We start from the raw sequence: 18,433 nt of genomic DNA, 5'->3' as shown, positions 1-18,433 counted from the left end.
CGTTACACCTTTTCCACATTCACCAGGAACGCCTTAAACTCTGGCGTTTGGGTATTTGCATCACCAACGAAAGGCGTTAACGTATTGGCGATAAAGCCTTTTTTCGCCACACCCTCGTAACCCCAGTGGATAGGAATACCGATAGTATCGACATCTTTCCCGTTCACTTTCAGCGTGCGGATACGTTTGGTCACCACCGCCTTGGCTTTGATATAGCCACGGTTGGAGGAGACTTTCACGGTATCGCCCTGCACGATGCCCAGTTTGCCTGCCAGTTTTTCGCCGATTTCCACAAACTGCTCCGGCTGCGCGATGGCATTCAGCAGCGCGTGCTTGGTCCAGTAGTGGAAATGCTCAGTCAGACGATAAGTGGTACCAACGTACGGGAACTTATCGGCTTTACCCATCGCCGCCATGTCGTCTTTGAAGACGCGGGCGGCCGGGTTAGACACCACGTTCGGGTGCAGCGGGTTCGTGCCCAACGGCGTTTCAAACGGTTCGTAGTGTTCCGGGAACGGCCCTTCGGCCATCTTATCGATAGCAAACAGACGGCCCATTCCTTCCGGCTGCATGATAAACGGTCCTACATCACTGCCCGGTGCGGCGGCGCTGTAGTCCGGAACATCCACGCCGCCCCATTTCGCGCCGTCCCACTTCAGCAACTGACGTTTCGGATCCCAGGGTTTACCCTGCGGGTCAGCGGAAGCACGGTTATACAGAATGCGGCGGTTAAGCGGCCACGCCCATGCCCAGCCCAGCGTATTGCCAAGGCCGGATGGATCCGCGTTATCGCGACGCGCCATCTGGTTGCCGTCCGGCGTCCAGCTACCGGCGAAGATCCAACAGCCGCTGGAGGTTGTACCGTCATCACGCAACTGTGCGAACGAGCTGAGCTGCTGGCCTTTTTTCACAATCACTGCGCCGGTTGCCGGATCGGTAATGTCCGCCAGTGCTTTACCGTTGCTCTCCATTGCCACCTCTTCCGAAGCCGGTTCATGCGGTGTGGAGTAGTTCCAGGTCATGTTGAGAACCTGTTCCGGGCACGCACCACCCTCTTCGGCATACATCTTGCGCAAGCGCGTGAAGATACCCGCAAGGATCTCGCCGTCAGTCACTGATTCGCCCGGGCCATCCGCGCCTTTCCAGTGCCATTGCAGCCAGCGACCGGAGTTCACGATCGAGCCATTCTCTTCGGCAAAGCAGGTCGAAGGCAGGCGGAACACTTCGGTCTGGATTTTCGATGGATCGACATCGTTCGACTCGCCGTGGTTTTGCCAGAACGTTGAGGTTTCGGTATTCAGCGGATCGATAGTGACAAGGAACTTCAGTTTCGACAGCGCTGCCACGACCTTGTTCTTGTTCGGGAACGACGCTACCGGGTTAAAGCCCTGGCAGATATAGCCGTTAACCTGGCCTTTGTACATCATGTCGAAGTACTGCAGAACGTCGTAGCCCTTGTCCCACTTCGGTAACCAGTCAAAGCCCCAGTTGTTCTCCGCTGTCGCTTTGTCACCGAAGAAGGCTTTCATCATCGACACGAAGAATTTCGGGTAGTTACCCCAGTAGTTCACCTGGCCTTCCAGCAGCGGTTTTGGCGTGTTGGCAGCAAGGTAAGTCTGGAGGGTGGTCTGTTTTTCGTTGGGTAGCGTCATATAGCCTGGCAGGCTTTGCGACAGCAGACCCAGATCCGTCAGCCCCTGAATATTGGAATGGCCGCGCAAGGCGTTGACGCCGCCACCAGCCATCCCCATGTTACCCAGCAGTAGCTGGATCATCGCCATGGTGCGAATGTTCTGCGCGCCGATGGAGTGCTGTGTCCAGCCCAATGCATACAGGAACGAGGCGGTTTTATCGTGCACGCTGGTTTCTGCGATGTACTCGCACACCTTCAGGAAGTCCGCTTTTGGCGTCCCGCAGATGTTTTCAACCACGTCCGGCGTGTAGCGGGAAACGTGCTGTTTCAGCAGATTCCACACGCAGCGCGGATGGGTGAGGGTGGTATCGCGTTTGGCGAAGCCTTTCTCATCCAGCTCGTAGTTCCAGCTTGTTTTGTCGTATTTGCGTTTATCCGCGTCGTAGCCGGTGAACAGGCCATCCTCGAAGCCAAAATCTTCACGCACAATCAGGCTGGCGTTGGTGTAGGCCTCGGTATATTCGCGGTTGTATTTTTCGTTGGTCATCAGGTACAGCAACACGCCTGACAGGAAGGCAATGTCAGTACCGGAACGAATCGGCGTATAAAAATCCGCTACAGAAGCGGTACGCGTAAAGCGCGGATCGATAACAATCAGCTTCGCGCCATTATGGATCTTGGCTTCCATCGCCCAGCGGAATCCCACCGGATGCGCTTCTGCCGCGTTTCCCCCCATCACAATGATAAGGTTGGCGTTTTTCATGTCGACCCAGTGGTTGGTCATCGCACCGCGACCAAATGTAGGAGCAAGACTTGCTACCGTAGGTCCGTGTCAGACACGCGCCTGGTTGTCGACGGCTAACATGCCGAGTGCGCGGGTAAATTTTTGCGTTAAATAACCGGTTTCATTACTGGAAGCGGATGCACACAGCATCCCGGTGCTCAGCCAGCGGTTAACGGTGGTGCCTTCGGCATTTTTCGCGATGTAATTAGCGTCGCGATCGGCCTTAATCAATTTGGCGATGCGATCAAAGGCATCATCCCAGGTAATACGCTGCCATTTATCGGAGCCTGGCGCGCGGTATTCCGGATATTTCAGGCGGCTTTCCGAATGGATGAAATCCACCAGGCCTGCGCCTTTCGGGCAGAGCGCACCACGGTTCACGGGATGATCGGGGTCACCCTCGATATGGAAGATGGATGATTTGGCGTTTTTTGCACCGTCTCCGAGGCTGTACATTAACAGCCCACAGCCAACGGAACAGTATGTGCAGGTATTACGGGTTTCGCGGGTGCGCAGCAATTTATATTGCCGCGTTTCCGCCAGCGCAACGCTCGGGGCAAAGCCCAGCGCCGCTGCCGTCGTTCCTGCCATACCGCCAGCACAGATCTTAAAGAACTGCCTTCTGCTGACCTGCATGGTTTGCTCCTGGTTTCGACATTACTCTTATCGTTTTTACTTTGCGGTAGAAGGCGCAAAGGTTCAGAATTGCTGTTATTCCCTCTTTTCCTGAGGGATATGCGATTGAGGATACCACAATGTTGGTACGCTTGTTCGATGGTGGTTAAGGCAAAGTGAACGAATTGCGCGAAGAAAAGCACAAAAATGCAACATCAATCACAGGTGCTCGTCAGGTGTCCCTGTGGAAGCGTGATGATTTGCAGCATGCGACGCCCGATATGCTGGCGGAAGAGGTTCCCGTTGCGTTGGTTTACAACGGGATTTCTCATGTGGTGATGATGGCATCGCCAAAAGACCTTGAGTGCTTTGCCATGGGGTTCTCCTTATCCGAAGGGATTATTGAAAACCATACGGAAATCTACGGCATGGATGTTGTCCCTTCCTGTCATGGACTCGAAGTGCAGATAGAGCTCTCAAGCCGTCGTTTTATGGGGCTGAAAGAGCGTCGTCGCGCGCTGGCCGGGCGCACCGGTTGCGGCGTCTGCGGTGTTGAGCAATTGAATGATATCGGTAAACCCATAGCTCCCCTTCCGTTCACTCAGACCTTTGATTTAGCCGTTCTCGACGTCGGACTGGCGCATTTAACCGACTTTCAGCCTGTTGGCCAGCTAACCGGCTGCACGCACGCGGCCGCGTGGATGTTACCGTCCGGTGCGTTAATCGGCGGGCATGAAGATGTCGGGCGTCATGTGGCGCTGGATAAGCTGCTGGGGCACCGCGCCCGCGAGAGTGAGCGCTGGTCGTCAGGCGCGGTGCTGGTTTCCAGCCGCGCCAGTTATGAAATGGTGCAAAAGTCCGCCATGTGCGGCGTTGAGATCCTGTTTGCGGTGTCTGCGGCGACCACGCTGGCAGTGGAAGTGGCACAACGCTGCAATCTGACGCTGGTGGGTTTTTGCAAGCCAGGCAGGGCGACGATTTATACCCATCCGCAACGATTGGTTGGGTTATAAAACAGTCAAAAAATTTGAAAGATGACAGCAAATCCTTCCGCTTTTTGTTGAGTGAGAACAGGTCTAGTATTTATTTCATCGAGGCACGGTGCCTCACTCAAACAAACTAACGTAAGGGTTTATATCATGAAAAGCATCAAAACTTTTGTCGCAGTTATCGCTCTGGCTACGTCTTTCGGTTCTTTCGCTGCACAGTCTGTCTCTGCGACAGATACCACTCTGTCTGGTGCAGAAGCGAAAATCGCTGCTCAGGCTCAGCAGGCTGGCGCATCGTCTTACCAGATCACCGAAGCGTATAACGGTAACCAGGTACATATGACTGCTGAACTGACCAAATAAGTCCTGTATTACTGTCGAAAGAGCGCCTGCGGGCGCTTTTTTTTTGCCTTACTGGATGCCCGCCATGCGCAGTAATGCGGTTACCACTGCGGCAGAGATGATCACCACAATCAGCGGCATCTTCCGCCAGGCAAGAAATACCGCAAATAATACCCCCAGCAGACGGGCCATTCCGGCGAAGTGTTCACCTTCATATAACGTTGCTGCCAGTGCTACGGCGAACAGTAGTGTGGTGGCAGCATCGGAGAGCAGCGCTTGCGAGTGTTCGGAAAGCGCCAGCCGGTTGCCAAGCTTTGTCCCTCCCAGGCGCATCAGGTAGGTTCCCACGGAAAGAATAACGATACCGCCGATGATCAGCGAAACATTGGCCATTATTTTTTCCTCGTCAGTAAGCCCAGTAAGGAGAGCAGAACCGGTAATCCTACTGGCGTAAAGGGGACTGCCGCCAGTGACACCACCGCACCACTGGTGGCGCGAATAAACGTGGTTCTCTTTTTCAGTGCCGGTAGCACCAGCGCCAGCAAAATAGCCGGAAAGACGGCGTCGAGGCCGATGGTCTCTGGTGTGGGGAGCAGCTTACCGACAGCTGCGCCGACCAGCACGCCCCCAGGCCACAACAGGGCAACGCCCTGTCCACAAAGCCAGTAGGCCGCTTTACGCTGTTCCGGCGTTTTTTGCGACAAACCGAACACCACACTTTCGTCATTCATAATGTGGCAACCGAGGAAACCCACCGTGCCTTTGCCGACCAACTCACGTACCGTCACCCCGAAGGGTATATGGCGGGCGTTGACAAGCAGACCGGCAACAGCGGCCGCCAGTGGATTACCACCACTGGCGACAATGCCAATAAACATAAATTCGGATGCGCCAGCCAGCACCGACATCGAGAGCGCAAGGGGAACCCAGAGCGGAAAACCATAAGCCATGGCCAGTGAACCGTAAGAGACGGCGACCACGCCAACCGCCAGGCAGACGAGAATGATGGCCTTAATGGTATCGTCGCTGAGGTTTGAAATGTGTTTTTTAAACATAGATGATAACCATATCGAACGATTACTCATTATAATGAACATACCCGAATCGTTTTTCAAGATGAACGATTCGTTCTTTTTAATGAACGATGGAGTTGTGTATGACACAGCCAATCAGCGTTATTGCTAAAAGTCTGGTGCGTGAACGCTTGCGAACCGGGCTTTCACTGGCGGAAATAGCCCGTCGCGCCGGTATTGCAAAATCCACGCTGTCTCAACTGGAAGCTGGCAACGGTAACCCGAGCCTGGAAACACTTTGGTCCCTTTGTGTGGCGTTGGATATTCCTTTCGCGCGCCTGCTGGAGCCACAAAGTGCTAAAACACAGGTCATTCGCCGCGGTGAAGGTACCAAAGTGGTGGCTGAGCAGGCCAATTACCAGGCTATTTTACTTGCGACCTGCCCGCCAGGCGCGCGGCGCGACATTTATCTGTTACAGACGCAACCTGGTGCAGATCGTATTTCGCGGCCCCATCCGGTCGGTTCAGTTGAGCATATTATTGTGACAAAAGGCCGGGCGCTGGTTGGGTTGACAGAAACGCCAGAAGAACTGAATGAAGGCGATTATATCTGTTATCCGGCAGATCAGGAGCATATCTTTAAAGCGCTTGAATCGGATACCCAGGCCATTCTGGTGGCAGAGCAGAATTAATATTCTACTATGGCGATAATGCATTGACGTTACTTGAAAGTGTATCGCCATTTTTATTAGTTTTATTATTAATATTGATGCGGTGAATTTAAATTTTGATATTTAACTCAAATAATATGTATTTTGCGTGGTGGTATTACCAGATCATTAAATAAGTAAAGTTGCTTTACATCAATAATCCTCGTCTGTATGCTTTGCATCCAATATTAGAATCCGTTGCGTAATGCAATTTTTATGGTTTCGTACTACAACACATTGTAATGGAGGCATCGCATGCTCAGGATGAGTCATTCTATTTCTGTATTATTTGCTTTTGGTTTAATGAGTGCACCGTTGGTTTCTCAGGCCAACAATACTGTTTATTTCTTGGGGGAAGTGAGTGAACAAACCTGTACTGTTAAAATTAATAATAGTACAGCTTCACCTATTATCCTTTTACCTACAGTGAGTAAAAGTCAACTGGCCAGTTCTGGTTCAACTGCAGGCGATACGCCTTTTACTGTCACGTTGGATAACTGCAATTCTCAGGGCACTACCGCGGGTATTGTTTTTGTTGCGAATGATGTTGACGGTCGTGATTTGAAAAACATTGCTACCCATTCGCCTGCGACAAATGTCGCGATTCAGTTGTTAGAGGGTGCAACAGCATTAGATTTTACTGGTAATAAAGCGCAGACCTCAATGCAGAATATAGGTGGTGGTGCGACATCCGCCAATTTTGATATGGTTGCGCGTTACTATGCGACTGGTGTGGCAACTGCTGGTGCTGTTGAGGCTCAGGCGCAGTTTGCCGTGACCTATCTGTAATCACTTTCATGTGGTGCTGCTTCGGCAGCGCCATTTTCTGGTTTACATCAGCATGTTTAGAGATTGGTTAGTCAGAGTGTGGTTTGCATTATGTGCCCTTTTGCTGGTGTGCAACGAGGTTTACGCCAGTGTGACAATGCTTGGCACCCGTGTTGTCTATCTTGCGGATGCAAAAGAGAAATCCCTGACATTTAATAACACCGGTGAAGCCCCGGTCCTGGTTGTTGCGTGGACAGATATTAATAATCCTGAGTCAACACCAGAAACGGCAGATGCTCCTTTTATTGTGATGCCACCTATTTTTCGTATTAATGGTCAGCAGACACATGTTATGCGGTTGAAATTCACCGGGAAAGCGTTGCCTCAGGATCGGGAGTCGCTTTTTTGGTTGAACTTTTTGCAGTATCCGGCAAAAAGTGATGCCATTAACGCTGAAAGTCATTTAACGTTGCTGGTAAAAAGTCGACTGAAAATATTTTATCGGCCACAGGGGCTCTCGCAAGATGCAAACAAAACACTCGATGTGATTAAGATCAGCAAACATGGTCAATCAATAGATGTAAAAAATACAACTGCATATTATATTTCTGTGCTTGATGCTTTCGTCGATGATGGCAAGAACCAAAAGAAAATTAAAAACACCGGAATGATTGCGCCTTATTCGTCTGTTCAATGGATATTGCCCGATCATAATGGAACTCATTTAACGATTAATGCAATAAATGATTATGGCGGAGTATTCAGTAAGGTTTATTCGCTTTCGCATTAAGGTTCTGATTCGATAATGAAAGTACTGTTCAGTTCGGATGATTTAAATGTATCAGTACCGTTTATATATTTGTATTTTATCCATCCTTATGGCAATGCAATCGCTAACCGCGATGGCGAAAGATAATAGTTTTTACTTTGATGCCTCTTTATTAAGGAACAGTGGATTATCCAGCGATGATCTACAGAAACTGAACGAGGATGCATTGATAGCACCAGGTCGTCATTCTCTGGATATTTATCTTAACGGCACACTGATTACCCGCACCGAGATCTCGTTTTCACCACGTAGAGGAAAAGTTGAACCCTGCCTTTCTCACAAATTAGTCGCCATGCTGCGGCTGAAGTCATTACCAGAAGAGTCGGAAACCTCTTGCTACTGGCCTGACGATAACGTGATGAAAGGGACGACGGTGAAATTTGATCAGGCGCAACTGCGTATGGACGTGTTTGCACCGCAGGCGTTGTTAAAAACCCTGCCCCGCGGCAGCGTGAGTGAGGAAAGTCTTGAAGCTGGGGAGAGTATGTTGTTTATCAATTACATGGCTAACCAGTACCACGTAACATCGCGTCGCTATAACTCTCACAAAATGGATTCCACCTGGTTAAATCTTAATGGTGGATTCAACCTGGGATTGTGGCGTTATCGTCAGCAATCAAACTTAAACTACAGCACCAGTGACGGCGGTCATTGGAACACCAGCCGTCGTTATATACAGCGCGCTATTTATCCCTTACGCAGCGAACTGACTTTGGGAGAAGGCTTCACCGACGGCCAGCTCTTTTCCGGTATTGGTTTTCGGGGAGTGCAATTGTCATCGGATACGCGAATGCTGCCAGATGCTCTTCGTGGTTATGCGCCTGTCGTGCGGGGTATCGCAAAGACGAATGCAAAAGTCACCATCTTGCAGGACCAGACCACCCTTTATGAAACCACCGTAGCGCCAGGGCCTTTTACCATTGACGATCTCTATCCAACCCATTACGCGGGGGATTTAACCGTTGTGGTCACTGAAGCGGATGGCAGTAAAAGTACCTACAGTATGCCTTACTCTTCACTGGCGGAATCGATTAGACCTGGTTTAGCGCGCTGGTCATTTACCGTAGGAAAAGTACAGAACATTGATGCAGGGAATACCTTCAGCGAAGCGGTTTGGCGACAGGGGGTGACTAACGCTCTTACGCTCAATGCTGGTAACCAATTGGCGACAGGGTATATGGCCTGGTCTCTCGGCGGCGTATATAGCTCGGCACTCGGGGCATTAGGATTGAACAGCTTTTATTTCCTGTCGAAGCAGATTGATGGCAACCGCGCAGGTTGGATGTTACGGCTGAACTACAGCAAAGCACTGCCGCAAAGCGGAACATTATTTACGCTGGCCGCGTCCCGATATGCGGCTCAGGGATATGCTGAGCTTTACGACACTCTGGGGTCGCGTTATGCACGCAGTCAGAGGCAACAGTGGCAATCACCCACCTGGAGACAGCGCAGCCGTATTGAGTTTTCCGCCGCTCAGCCACTTGCTTCGTTTGGCAATATTAATGCATCAGTATCATGGCAGGATTATAGCGATGGAAAACAAAGGGATAAGCAGTATCAGCTAGGCTGGAATAAGCTGTTTGATTATGGAATTTCGTTAAGTGTTACTGCGGCCAGAACCTATAACATTACACCGGGGATCGGCAATAACGCAGACGCATTCTCTTTACGTCGCCGTATGCAAACGATGTGGTCTATCTCTTTATCCGCTCCTCTTGGCCAGCGGCGTTATTCACCCGTGCTATCAACCAGTGTCAACCGTACGACGGGTAATGACGGAAGCGATGGTGGTTATCAGTCCACGCTGAGCGGAATTTATGGCGAGCACAATCCCCTGAGTTATAGCCTCAATTTTTCCGCGGATAAAAAAATGGAACAAGCTGGATGGGGAGCCAACCTCCAGCGCAGTTTCCCGTACGTCAATGCCGCAACATCCTGGTCTACAGCACGTAATTACTGGCAGGCGTCGGGGTCGTTGCAGGGCTCCATTGTGGCTCATAAAGGTGGGGTGACGCTGGGTCAGTGGGTAGGAGATAGCTTTGCCTTGATTGATGCCCCCGGCGCCAGTGGTGCAGAGGTCATCGGTGGGCAGAGTGCTTATGTTGATGCATTTGGTTACGCGATAGCCCCTTCATTGGGCGCTTATCAAATCAACCAGATTGCGCTTGATCCGCGCAATATGACCGACAGCGTCGAGTTACAAACCATGAAAATGCAGGTCGCGCCTTATGCTGGCGCGACAGTGCGGTTACATTTCAACACCCTGCAGGGGCAAGCGATGTTGATCACCGCTCTGCGCCCGAACAATACCATTATTCCAATGGGAACAAGCGTATATGACGAATACAACAACAGTACAGGAATGGTGGGGCAGGCGAATCAGATCTATCTGCGCTCTCACGAAGAAAAGGGTGAGTTGCGGGTGCAGTGGGGGCGTAGCCCAGAAGAGAGCTGCCGCATCGTATGGCGCGCTCCCTCCTTGCCAGAGCCGCTGGCTCTGATGAGATTACCTTGCCGTTAATTCATGGAGTCTCCGATGACATTTATACGGATATGCTTGCTGAGTCTTTCTTTGTTTACCAGCTTGTCCCTGAATGCAAAGTGCGTGAAAGGGCCTGATTTTGTTCGTACAGAATTGAGTGGATGGGGCGTCAGTCTTGCGCTTGGCACCATTAACATCACGAATTCGGCGGTCCAGCCCGTGGGATCGCCTCTGGCTGCAAACGTGGTGAATTTTTACGATAACCCTCGTTACACAAAAGGCCCGGAAAGCATCATGTGGGTTTGTGATATCGCAGATAAAAATAATATCTACGAAATCATTGCCACAAACGGTAATGACCGCAACGGAGGTTTTTTTGATATAGGCGCGTTCGATGGTTATCCCAACTACTATGCGACGCTTTTCAGGAACGTGGCGATACGATTAACGCATGTGAATTCCGGTAGGGTTTTTACACGTAACTATCAGCGCATTCCAATGACGAATTATGTCGTATCCCCGGATGGCCTGAAAATATATATCCGACTGAAAGATTTTAGCCCGATACGCGCCGATCTTATCCGGGTCAGCAGCACCACCTCAAGCGGGCAAGCGCCCTCAGATTACTGTGCAAAACGGGATCAGCTCACATCGGGTTCTTACACCTGCAACCAACCTAATGGATATGTCTCTTTTTGTTCCGAGGGCAGCCCGGATGCGTATTGTGATGTGGGTGATTCAGCCTATATCTATAACGGGTGGTGGAAGGACAACTGGATGAGTATCAATATGGGCGGTGTAGCGCCGATGGCGGAACTGGTATCGAAACGGACCTGCACCGCTAAAAGCGTCACGCCTGTCGTCACATTTCCTCCGATCACTGTCGATGCTCTTAACAATGGCGGCAAATCGCAAGGAACGTTTACCGTGAACATCCTCTGTGAAGGGCTGGCGGGAACCGGAACGGTTAGCGGCCTGACGGCGCTGGGCATGCAGGTACCTTATGAAAATTACCAGGCCGCATTGCGACTTAACCTTGTTAACAGCTCTGGCGGTGTCAGCTACTTGCTTCCCACAGACCTTGGTGTATCCGGTATGGCGAGTGGTGTTGGCATCCAGATCGCTAATGCCAATGACGGCATGATACGTAATTTTATTGGCTGGCAACGCTGTAATGCAGCCCCTTCCAATTGTGCCACCGGTGAAGCGGGAGGGTGGTATGACGCGCGGGAAGGCGCTCAGGTGGTCAATAATGGAGGAACATTAGGGATCAGCGAATATGCGATTAATTTCAATGCGTATCTTTCCCGCATCGGTAACCAGACCGTCCGCGCAGGTCAGGTCTATGCCAGTGCGCAAATTCTGGTGAAAGTGCAATGATGAAGCGCTTGCTCGTGCGGGTTAGCGCGCTCTTTCTGGCAGCGGCGTTTTCAGTTCACGCTGGCGTAACTGTGTCTTCTTCGCGGGTGATTTTTACCGAAGGCCTCGGGCAACAGAGCCTGATGTTGGTAAATACCAACGACTGGCCGGTGATGGTACAGACATGGGTAGACAACGGCGATGCTAACCCTGCGCCCGGCAGTGTTAAAGCGCCTTTTGTCTCCGTTCCGCCGCTCTTCTCCCTTGCTCCGCAAAGAATGCAAGGAATACGTCTGATCTACAACCAGTCACCGTTGCCAAAGGATCGCGAGTCTGTGTTCTGGCTCAATCTCTATGAGATCCCGCCAGGTTCACCAGCGCGTTCATTACAGGCACAGAGCGTGGTACTGACCATGAATACGCAAATGAAAATTTTCTGGCGTCCGAAAACGCTGGGTGCGCCTGAAAACCTGCCTGAGAAAGTCCACTTCAGGTTGGAAAACCTCAATGGAAAGTGGGAGATCATCTGCCAGAATCGATCGCCGTGGCATGTCTCATTTGCGGCGATCACTTTACTTGCCGCGAGTCATGTTTACGGTGTGGAACCGCAACCGGACATGATGGTGGTGCCCTACGGAGAAAAACGCTATTCCGTAGCGGCTGAGGCCGCAAAAACTCGCGCGTTACCTCTGCGGGTTCGCGCAGAAATCATTGATGATGCTGGGAATATCTCGGTGAGCGAATTTCCCCTCTCCGGTGAAGAGAGGGGAAAGTAATATGCCATCAGGCCAGATAAAACACCTCTTTAAGCTCCGCGCTAACCGGGCTGTTATCCGGATTGGCGGGCATCACATCACGCATATGTTTCCACCAGCGTTGGCATACCTCGGTATCAGCAACCGCATTCCAGCGTTCTTCTGATTCAATCTCCACGGTGGCAAACAGCAGATTGCGCGCTTTATCAAGGAATATCGCGTAGTGATGCGCACCTCCCGCTTTCAGCGCGGCTTCCAGTTCCGGCCAGATGGGATTATGACGACGTTGGTACTCTTCATGTGCATCGGGGTTCACCTGCATCACAAAGGCTTTACGGATCATAATGCCTCCAGGTACAGTTCACGGACTTCGTCACGGCTGGCGGTGCGAGGGTTACATGGTGCGCACGGGTCGGCCAAGGCTTTATCCAGCCAGCCTTCGATATCTTCTTTTGTGACGCCCAGTTTGCTGAAACCGGAAGGGATCCCCACACGCATGCTCAGTGCGCGAATGGCGTTAATAGCTTCCATGCTGGCGGTTTCGTCGCTCATTCCTTTGGTGTCTACCCCCATTGCCTGCGCGACGCGGGCAAAACGCGTTACGGCATTCGGGCGGTTAAAGTTTTCGATGATCGGCAACAGGATAGCGTTGCAAACACCGTGAGGCAGGTTGTGTGTTGCTCCGGGTTGGTGAGCCAGCGCATGCACCAGACCGAGACCGGCACTGTTAAACGCCATGCCCGCAAGATACTGACCAAACGCCATTTGCTCACGCGCGTCCAGATCATGGCCGTTATCCACCGCTTTCGGCAGCCACAGATTGATTAAGCGAATCGCTTCCAGTGCATTGGCATCGGTTAATGGGTGTGCGCCAACAGAAACATAGGCTTCAACGGCATGGGTCAGGGCGTCCATCCCGGTAGCGGCGGTCACAGAAGCGGGGATGTCCAGCATCACGCTGGCATCATCGACGGCGATATCCGGAATGATGTTAGGGTCGATGATCACTTCTTTGACCTGACGGGCGGAATCGATAATCACCGCATTGCTGGTCATCTCTGCCGCCGTACCGGCGGTAGTATTAATGGCGACCAGCGGCACGCCAGGGTTTTTTACTTTTCCGACACCGGAATAGGCTGTGGAAGGGCCTGGGTTGGCAGTGAGTATTTTCACCGCTTTCGCGGTATCAATCGGGCTGCCACCGCCAAAGGCTATCACGTAGTTGCAGCCGGTATTTTGATAGGCGGCATAGCCTTTCTGCACCAGCGCTTCGGTGGGGTTCGGAAATACTTCATCAAACAGATGGTAAGCCATGTTATGTTCCTTGAGCGCGGCGAACAGGCTATCCAGCAGTCCCATTTTCACCAGTTGCCCGTCGGTCACAATCAGCGCTTTACCCCACTGTTTGCTCGCCACCAGATTCACCATATCGCCAATCGCGCCTGCGCCATGCAGGCTGATTTTGGGGAGTGCTAACATAAAGCTCATGATTTACTCCTTGATTTGCTGTGATTTTTCCCGGTGGCAAGATTCCCTGTCGCCGGAGGTATTCTGTTTTATCCGCTGATTGGGTCAGCGCAGACTTACATTCGCCTGCGCTGGACGATCCGGCGGGTAATAATCGGCAGTGAAATCACCACGATCAGCATTGCGCCGACGACAATCGACATCACAATGCCCGGCACGTTGAGCAGGCTCAGGCCAAAAGTTACCAGCCCCATCAGGAAGGCGGCAATGATCACGCCCACCATACTGCCGGCTCCACCAAGAATATTGACGCCGCCAAGTACCGCCATCGTCACCACGGACAGCTCCCAACCCAGCGCCAGCGTCGGGCGGGTACTGCCGAGGCGTGAGGTCAGCAACACCGCCGCCAGGCCCGCCATCAGCCCGACCAGGGCAAACAGGATCAGGTTATGCCGCTTAACATTGATACCGGAGTACCAGGCGCCGGTCGGGTTATTACCAATGGCGTAGGTCCGGCGGCCAAAGTTGGTTTTATGCAGCAGAAAGGCAAATATCGCCGCCAGCACAATAAACAGCGCAAACTCAAACGACAGCGCGCCCCATACATACCCCTGACCAAACCAGGCGAAGCTCTCAGGCCAGGTGTTCAACGCCTGATCGCCAAGCAGAATGTACGTAATGCCGCGATACAGGCTCATGGTGCCGATGGTGATAACAATTGAAGAGAGATTAAAACGTGTCACCAGGATGCCGTTACACAACCCGCACAGCAGACCGACACCCAGACCCACACACACTAACAGTGGCGTATTCATACCCGCCTGGGCGCAAAATCCCATCACCGTTGAGCTAAGCGCCATGGTGGACGCGACGGAAAGATCGATTTCCCGGGCGATAATCAGCATCGCCATCGGTAAAACGATGATGGCCTTCTCGGTAAAGTTGAATGTCGCGTCCGACAGGTTCCAGATATTGAGAAAGTAGGGTGAGGCGAGGGCGTTGGCCACAAAGACCGTCAGCGTTACCGCCAGTAAAAAACCTTCCCAGCACAACAGCCGCTGAATGCGTGATGCTGCGGCGGGCGCTGGTTTTACCGCGTCGGACGTCAGTATTTTACTCATGATTTCACCGCCTGTTTCTGTCGCGCCAGTGCTGCATCACGCAGGATCAAGCGACCTTTGCGCTTGTTGCCGCGTTCGTTGAGCAGAACCGCAATCACAATCACCGTGCCGGAGATGGCCATTTGCCAGAAGGGAGAAATACCGATGACGGGCAGGGCGTTATTGATCACACCAAGAAACAGTGCGCCAAGCAGGCAACCCGTTACGCGCCCGGTTCCGCCCATGGTGCTGATGCCACCAATCACACAGGCTGCCACGACTTGCAGCTCAAAACCGTTCGCCACATCGACATACGCCACGGCGAAACGGGAAATCCACAGATAACCGCAAAAGCCTGCCAGCGCGCCGGAAAGGCAGAAGCTAATAAACTGCATTTTCCCGGCATTGATCCCGGTGTAGTACGCCGCAGTGGCGTTTCCGCCTGCGGTGTAGAGTGCGCGCCCGGTGCGGCTATAACGCAGGAAATACCCCACCAGCAGCAGCGCCGCGACAGCGCACCAGCTCAGTACCGGGAGCCCTAACACGCCCGATCGCGGCAGGCCGAGAAAATCAGCGCTCATTTGGTTGGCGTTCACCCAGCCGCCGCCGGAGAGTAAGAAGATCATCCCGCGGTAGATGCTCATGGTGCCGAGGGTGACGACAATCGCCGGGATCCCCAGTTTCCACACCAGCAGACCGTTGATCATGCCCATCACCAACCCGAGCAAAGTCGCCAGCAGCAGCAGTGACCATACCGGCACATCCGGATGGTGGAAGTTAATCAGCGCGACAATCATGCCCGTCAGCGCCAGATTCGCCGCCATCGACAGATCGATCCCTTTGGTAAGCAGTACCATCATCTGCCCAAGTGCAAGAATGATCAGAATGGCGGTATCGTTGAACATTTCGACGAGATTGCCCGGACCGATAAACGAAGGCACCCGGCTGCCAATGACCAGCACCAGCAGCACAATCACCCCGGCCAGCAAGGCTTCACGGTGTTTAAGCAGTTGTTGCCACATTATGCCGCCTCCTTACCTGCGCCACTGGCAGCGCTGACAATGGTTTCCGCTGTGGCTTCACCTGCCTTGTATTCCGCCACCATCAGGCCTTCGTGCATCACAATGACTCTGTCCGCCATGCCCATCACTTCAGGCAGTTCGGAAGAGACCATGATCACCGCCAGCCCGTGTGCCACCAGTTCAGACATAAACTGATGCACCGCCGCTTTTGAGCCGATATCAATCCCCTTCGTAGGCTCATCGAGGATAATGACGTCCGGGTGGGTGGCGAGCCATTTGCCGATCACCACTTTTTGCTGATTGCCGCCAGAGAGGGTTTCCACCGCCTGCCGCCAGCTAAACGCTTTTACCTGTAAGCGGCGGGCATACTCATCCGCCAGCGCCGATTCGCGGGCATCGTTCAATACACCGTTGCGGTTTAATTTGCTGAGCTGCGGTAGGCTGATGTTCTGGGCGATGGAGAGTTCAATAATCGCGCCCTGCTTTTGCCGCTCTTCGGGCACACACACAATGCCCGCGTTTATGGCATCGGCCGGTTGGCGAAAATGCACGCTTTTACCATGCAGAATAATGGCGCCAGATGAGGGGCGTGAAACGCCGGATAGAGCCTGCATGAGCTCGGTGCGACCTGCGCCAACCAGGCCATAAAAACCAAGGATCTCGCCTTTGCGTAGCGAAAAGGTTATGTGAGCAAATTCGGTGGGATGGCACAGATCCCTCACTTCCAGCACCGTTTCACCTGGCTCGCAATGCACTTTCGGCCAGCTCTGCGTCATGGCGCGCCCAACCATCATTGCCACCATTCGCTCTTCAGTGATGGCATTAATTGCGCCGGAATCGACATACACCCCATCCCGCAAAATGGTGTAGTGATCCGCCAGTTCAAAAATTTCATCAAATTTGTGCGAGATAAACAGGATCGCTTTACCTTCCTGTTTCAGGCGCTCGACGATTTGGTAAAACTCCAGAATCTCATGCTGCGAGAGTGCGGCGGTGGGTTCATCCAGAATGACCACCTGCGCTTCAAACGACAATGCGCGGGCAATGGCTACCATATGCCGCTGCGCGATACTCAGCGTTTTTAAGGTAGCGTGCGGATCGATCTGTACTTCCAGCCGGGTGAGGATCTCGCGGGCTTGCTGATGCATCGCGAACCAGTCGAGTGTCTTCAGAAGCCCTTTATAGCGGTACTGGCCGACAAAAATATTCTCGGTCACGGAGAGTTCATCGAACAGAACCGTTTCCTGGTGAATGGCGGTGATACCCATCTTATGGGCGGACTCCGGCGTAGGGAGTGAAATGGGGATCGCTTTGTAGAGAATTTCGCCCTCTTCAGGTTGGTAAATACCGGTCATCACTTTGACCAGTGTGGATTTCCCTGCGCCGTTTTCACCAATGAGTGCGGTGACTTTTCCGGGCCAGAGATCGAGCTGTACATTCTCAAGGGCGCGCACACCAGGAAAGACTTTGGTGATGCCCTTAAGGGATAGCAATGGGGTGGATGCCGTCATGAACGTTCTCCGGGTCTTGTATTCCCTCTCCCTGCCGGGAGAAGGAGAAAGGGATCAGAAAATCTTTGAGAACTTATCAATGTTGCTGGCATCGTAGACGAAGGGCTCCGCCATTGCGCCGCTGCCGTCGGCATCCAGTTTGACCTTGCCGAGTTTGCCCATGCTGGCTTCGGTTTTGGTCGCCGTTCCTTTCACCAGATCATCGGCTAAATAGGTTGCTGCATAGCCAAGGTCGATTGGGTTCCAGATAGCGAAGCTTTTACTTGCGCCAGATTTAATTGCCCCCGCCATTTCAGACGGCAACCCAAGCCCGGTGACATACACTTTGCCGATCTTGCCCTGGTCTTTTACCGCCTGTGCCGCGGCAACAATCCCGACGGATGACGGCGAAACGATCACTTTCAGGTCCGGGTAGGATTTCAGCAGACCCACCGCTTCGCGGTAGCTCTTATCCGACAAGTCATCACCGTAGGCGACATTCACCAGGTTGATGGACGGGTATTTCGGCAGCACCTTTTTCATCTCCGCAATCCAGATATTCTGGTTGGTGGAGGTCGGAGTGGCGCTGAGAATAGCCACATCGCCTTTCTCGACGTTCAGCGCTTTTAGCGCGTCAGCGGCGAGTTTGACGTTGGTTTCGCCAATCAGAGCGTTATTGGATGGATTCAAATGGATCTGTCGCCCGGCTTTGGCGACGCCGGAATCCCAGGAAACCACTTTGATGCCGCGCTGCATGGCTTTTTTCAGTACCGGCACGACCGCATCCGGATCGTTGGCCGAAATGGCGATCGCATCCACCCCCTGGGCGATCAGACCATTCAGGACTTCGATCTGGGCTTCGGCCGTCGTGGTGGTCGGGCCGGTATAAATGACTTTGACATCTCCTAACTCTTTGGCTGCTTCCTGCGCGCCGGTGTTTGCTGCTTCAAAAAAGCCATTACCCAAAGATTTCGCCACCAGGGCGATTTTTACTTCAGCGACAGCGGAACCGGACAACGCCAGAATGGCAACGGTGAGGATCAAGCTTGCTTTTGTTTTCATTGCTTTTACTCCA

Annotated in this window: 17 protein-coding genes; 8 read left to right on the top strand and 9 right to left on the bottom strand. The window is 52.6% G+C overall.

What is annotated here, in order from left to right; translation table 11 throughout:
* Nucleotides 1–2 precede the first annotated feature (2 nt).
* Complete coding sequence (gene fdnG, locus GA0061071_RS19405; RefSeq protein WP_088236987.1) at nucleotides 3–3,053, bottom strand: formate dehydrogenase-N subunit alpha; 3,051 nt, start codon at nucleotides 3,051–3,053, stop codon at nucleotides 3–5.
* A 155-nt stretch (nucleotides 3,054–3,208) separates the two neighbouring features.
* Here fdnG and fdhD point away from each other — a divergent pair, with 155 nt between their 5' ends.
* Together fdhD and GA0061071_RS19390 are read left to right on the top strand one after the other, a co-directional pair.
* Nucleotides 3,209–4,045, top strand: a complete 837-nt coding sequence (gene fdhD, locus GA0061071_RS19395; protein ID WP_088236988.1) for a formate dehydrogenase accessory sulfurtransferase FdhD — start codon at nucleotides 3,209–3,211, stop codon at nucleotides 4,043–4,045.
* A 126-nt stretch (nucleotides 4,046–4,171) separates the two neighbouring features.
* A complete protein-coding gene (locus GA0061071_RS19390; RefSeq protein WP_088236989.1) occupies nucleotides 4,172–4,384 on the top strand; it encodes a YdgH/BhsA/McbA-like domain containing protein in 213 nt (70 codons plus the stop codon).
* Between the two features lie 48 nt (nucleotides 4,385–4,432).
* Here GA0061071_RS19390 and GA0061071_RS19385 read toward each other — a convergent pair whose 3' ends face one another.
* Nucleotides 4,433–4,756, bottom strand: a complete 324-nt coding sequence (locus GA0061071_RS19385; protein ID WP_088236990.1) for an AzlD domain-containing protein — start codon at nucleotides 4,754–4,756, stop codon at nucleotides 4,433–4,435.
* Nucleotides 4,756–5,418: an AzlC family ABC transporter permease gene (locus GA0061071_RS19380; protein ID WP_088236991.1), complete on the bottom strand. Its 663-nt coding sequence runs from the start codon at nucleotides 5,416–5,418 to the stop codon at nucleotides 4,756–4,758. Before GA0061071_RS19380 ends, GA0061071_RS19385 begins: the two co-directional genes overlap by 1 nt.
* 101 nt (nucleotides 5,419–5,519) lie before the next feature.
* Between GA0061071_RS19380 and GA0061071_RS19375 the strand changes: the two genes are divergently transcribed.
* The 6 genes from GA0061071_RS19375 to GA0061071_RS19350 all read left to right on the top strand — a co-directional run bounded on the left by GA0061071_RS19375 (nucleotide 5,520) and on the right by GA0061071_RS19350 (nucleotide 12,300).
* The gene (locus tag GA0061071_RS19375; RefSeq protein WP_061499451.1) at nucleotides 5,520–6,068 is read left to right on the top strand and encodes a helix-turn-helix domain-containing protein; all 549 of its coding nucleotides are present in this window, start codon (nucleotides 5,520–5,522) and stop codon (nucleotides 6,066–6,068) included.
* Between the two features lie 282 nt (nucleotides 6,069–6,350).
* On the top strand, nucleotides 6,351–6,875 hold the full coding sequence (locus GA0061071_RS19370) for a fimbrial protein (protein ID WP_071890735.1): 525 nt from the start codon (nucleotides 6,351–6,353) through the stop codon (nucleotides 6,873–6,875).
* Nucleotides 6,876–6,927: 52 nt separating this feature from the next.
* A complete protein-coding gene (locus GA0061071_RS19365; protein ID WP_088237048.1) occupies nucleotides 6,928–7,644 on the top strand; it encodes a fimbrial biogenesis chaperone in 717 nt (238 codons plus the stop codon).
* A gap of 46 nt (nucleotides 7,645–7,690) precedes the next feature.
* Nucleotides 7,691–10,204 (top strand): fimbria/pilus outer membrane usher protein, encoded by a 2,514-nt coding sequence (locus GA0061071_RS19360; RefSeq protein WP_088236992.1) that lies wholly within the window; start codon nucleotides 7,691–7,693, stop codon nucleotides 10,202–10,204.
* Between the two features lie 15 nt (nucleotides 10,205–10,219).
* The gene (locus GA0061071_RS19355) at nucleotides 10,220–11,545 is read left to right on the top strand and encodes a fimbrial protein (protein ID WP_061499443.1); all 1,326 of its coding nucleotides are present in this window, start codon (nucleotides 10,220–10,222) and stop codon (nucleotides 11,543–11,545) included.
* On the top strand, nucleotides 11,542–12,300 hold the full coding sequence (locus GA0061071_RS19350; protein WP_088236993.1) for a fimbrial biogenesis chaperone: 759 nt from the start codon (nucleotides 11,542–11,544) through the stop codon (nucleotides 12,298–12,300). The genes GA0061071_RS19355 and GA0061071_RS19350 overlap by 4 nt, the downstream gene beginning before the upstream one ends.
* 7 nt (nucleotides 12,301–12,307) lie before the next feature.
* Here GA0061071_RS19350 and rhaM read toward each other — a convergent pair whose 3' ends face one another.
* The 6 genes from rhaM to rhaS all read right to left on the bottom strand — a co-directional run bounded on the left by rhaM (nucleotide 12,308) and on the right by rhaS (nucleotide 18,420).
* A complete protein-coding gene (gene rhaM / locus GA0061071_RS19345) occupies nucleotides 12,308–12,622 on the bottom strand; it encodes an L-rhamnose mutarotase (protein WP_088236994.1) in 315 nt (104 codons plus the stop codon).
* Nucleotides 12,619–13,767: a lactaldehyde reductase gene (gene fucO, locus GA0061071_RS19340; protein WP_061499433.1), complete on the bottom strand. Its 1,149-nt coding sequence runs from the start codon at nucleotides 13,765–13,767 to the stop codon at nucleotides 12,619–12,621. Before fucO ends, rhaM begins: the two co-directional genes overlap by 4 nt.
* A 95-nt stretch (nucleotides 13,768–13,862) precedes the next feature.
* A complete protein-coding gene (locus tag GA0061071_RS19335) occupies nucleotides 13,863–14,867 on the bottom strand; it encodes an ABC transporter permease (RefSeq protein ID WP_088236995.1) in 1,005 nt (334 codons plus the stop codon).
* Nucleotides 14,864–15,868: an ABC transporter permease gene (locus GA0061071_RS19330; protein WP_088236996.1), complete on the bottom strand. Its 1,005-nt coding sequence runs from the start codon at nucleotides 15,866–15,868 to the stop codon at nucleotides 14,864–14,866. Before GA0061071_RS19330 ends, GA0061071_RS19335 begins: the two co-directional genes overlap by 4 nt.
* Nucleotides 15,868–17,379, bottom strand: coding sequence for a sugar ABC transporter ATP-binding protein (locus tag GA0061071_RS19325; protein WP_088236997.1), 1,512 nt, complete (start codon nucleotides 17,377–17,379; stop codon nucleotides 15,868–15,870). Before GA0061071_RS19325 ends, GA0061071_RS19330 begins: the two co-directional genes overlap by 1 nt.
* Before the next feature lie 54 nt (nucleotides 17,380–17,433).
* On the bottom strand, nucleotides 17,434–18,420 hold the full coding sequence (gene rhaS, locus GA0061071_RS19320) for a rhamnose ABC transporter substrate-binding protein (protein WP_061499419.1): 987 nt from the start codon (nucleotides 18,418–18,420) through the stop codon (nucleotides 17,434–17,436).
* Between the last annotated feature and the right edge of the window lie 13 nt (nucleotides 18,421–18,433).

Source organism: Kosakonia oryzendophytica, assembly GCF_900094925.1.
GTDB lineage: Bacteria > Pseudomonadota > Gammaproteobacteria > Enterobacterales > Enterobacteriaceae > Kosakonia > Kosakonia oryzendophytica.
Note: the sequence above shows the minus strand (reverse complement) of the source record. Positions and strands in the feature narration are given on the sequence as shown.

Coding starts and splice junctions, on each gene's coding strand:
- GA0061071_RS19330 (WP_088236996.1), bottom strand. CDS start 15,868: ATGTGGCAACAACTGCTTAAACACCGTGAAGCCTTGCTGGCCGGGGTG.
- GA0061071_RS19325 (WP_088236997.1), bottom strand. CDS start 17,379: ATGACGGCATCCACCCCATTGCTATCCCTTAAGGGCATCACCAAAGTC.
- GA0061071_RS19385 (WP_088236990.1), bottom strand. CDS start 4,756: ATGGCCAATGTTTCGCTGATCATCGGCGGTATCGTTATTCTTTCCGTG.
- fucO (WP_061499433.1), bottom strand. CDS start 13,767: ATGAGCTTTATGTTAGCACTCCCCAAAATCAGCCTGCATGGCGCAGGC.
- GA0061071_RS19375 (WP_061499451.1), top strand. CDS start 5,520: ATGACACAGCCAATCAGCGTTATTGCTAAAAGTCTGGTGCGTGAACGC.
- GA0061071_RS19360 (WP_088236992.1), top strand. CDS start 7,691: ATGTATCAGTACCGTTTATATATTTGTATTTTATCCATCCTTATGGCA.
- GA0061071_RS19355 (WP_061499443.1), top strand. CDS start 10,220: ATGACATTTATACGGATATGCTTGCTGAGTCTTTCTTTGTTTACCAGC.
- rhaS (WP_061499419.1), bottom strand. CDS start 18,420: ATGAAAACAAAAGCAAGCTTGATCCTCACCGTTGCCATTCTGGCGTTG.
- GA0061071_RS19365 (WP_088237048.1), top strand. CDS start 6,928: ATGTTTAGAGATTGGTTAGTCAGAGTGTGGTTTGCATTATGTGCCCTT.
- GA0061071_RS19390 (WP_088236989.1), top strand. CDS start 4,172: ATGAAAAGCATCAAAACTTTTGTCGCAGTTATCGCTCTGGCTACGTCT.
- GA0061071_RS19380 (WP_088236991.1), bottom strand. CDS start 5,418: ATGTTTAAAAAACACATTTCAAACCTCAGCGACGATACCATTAAGGCC.
- GA0061071_RS19370 (WP_071890735.1), top strand. CDS start 6,351: ATGAGTCATTCTATTTCTGTATTATTTGCTTTTGGTTTAATGAGTGCA.
- GA0061071_RS19350 (WP_088236993.1), top strand. CDS start 11,542: ATGATGAAGCGCTTGCTCGTGCGGGTTAGCGCGCTCTTTCTGGCAGCG.
- rhaM (WP_088236994.1), bottom strand. CDS start 12,622: ATGATCCGTAAAGCCTTTGTGATGCAGGTGAACCCCGATGCACATGAA.
- GA0061071_RS19335 (WP_088236995.1), bottom strand. CDS start 14,867: ATGAGTAAAATACTGACGTCCGACGCGGTAAAACCAGCGCCCGCCGCA.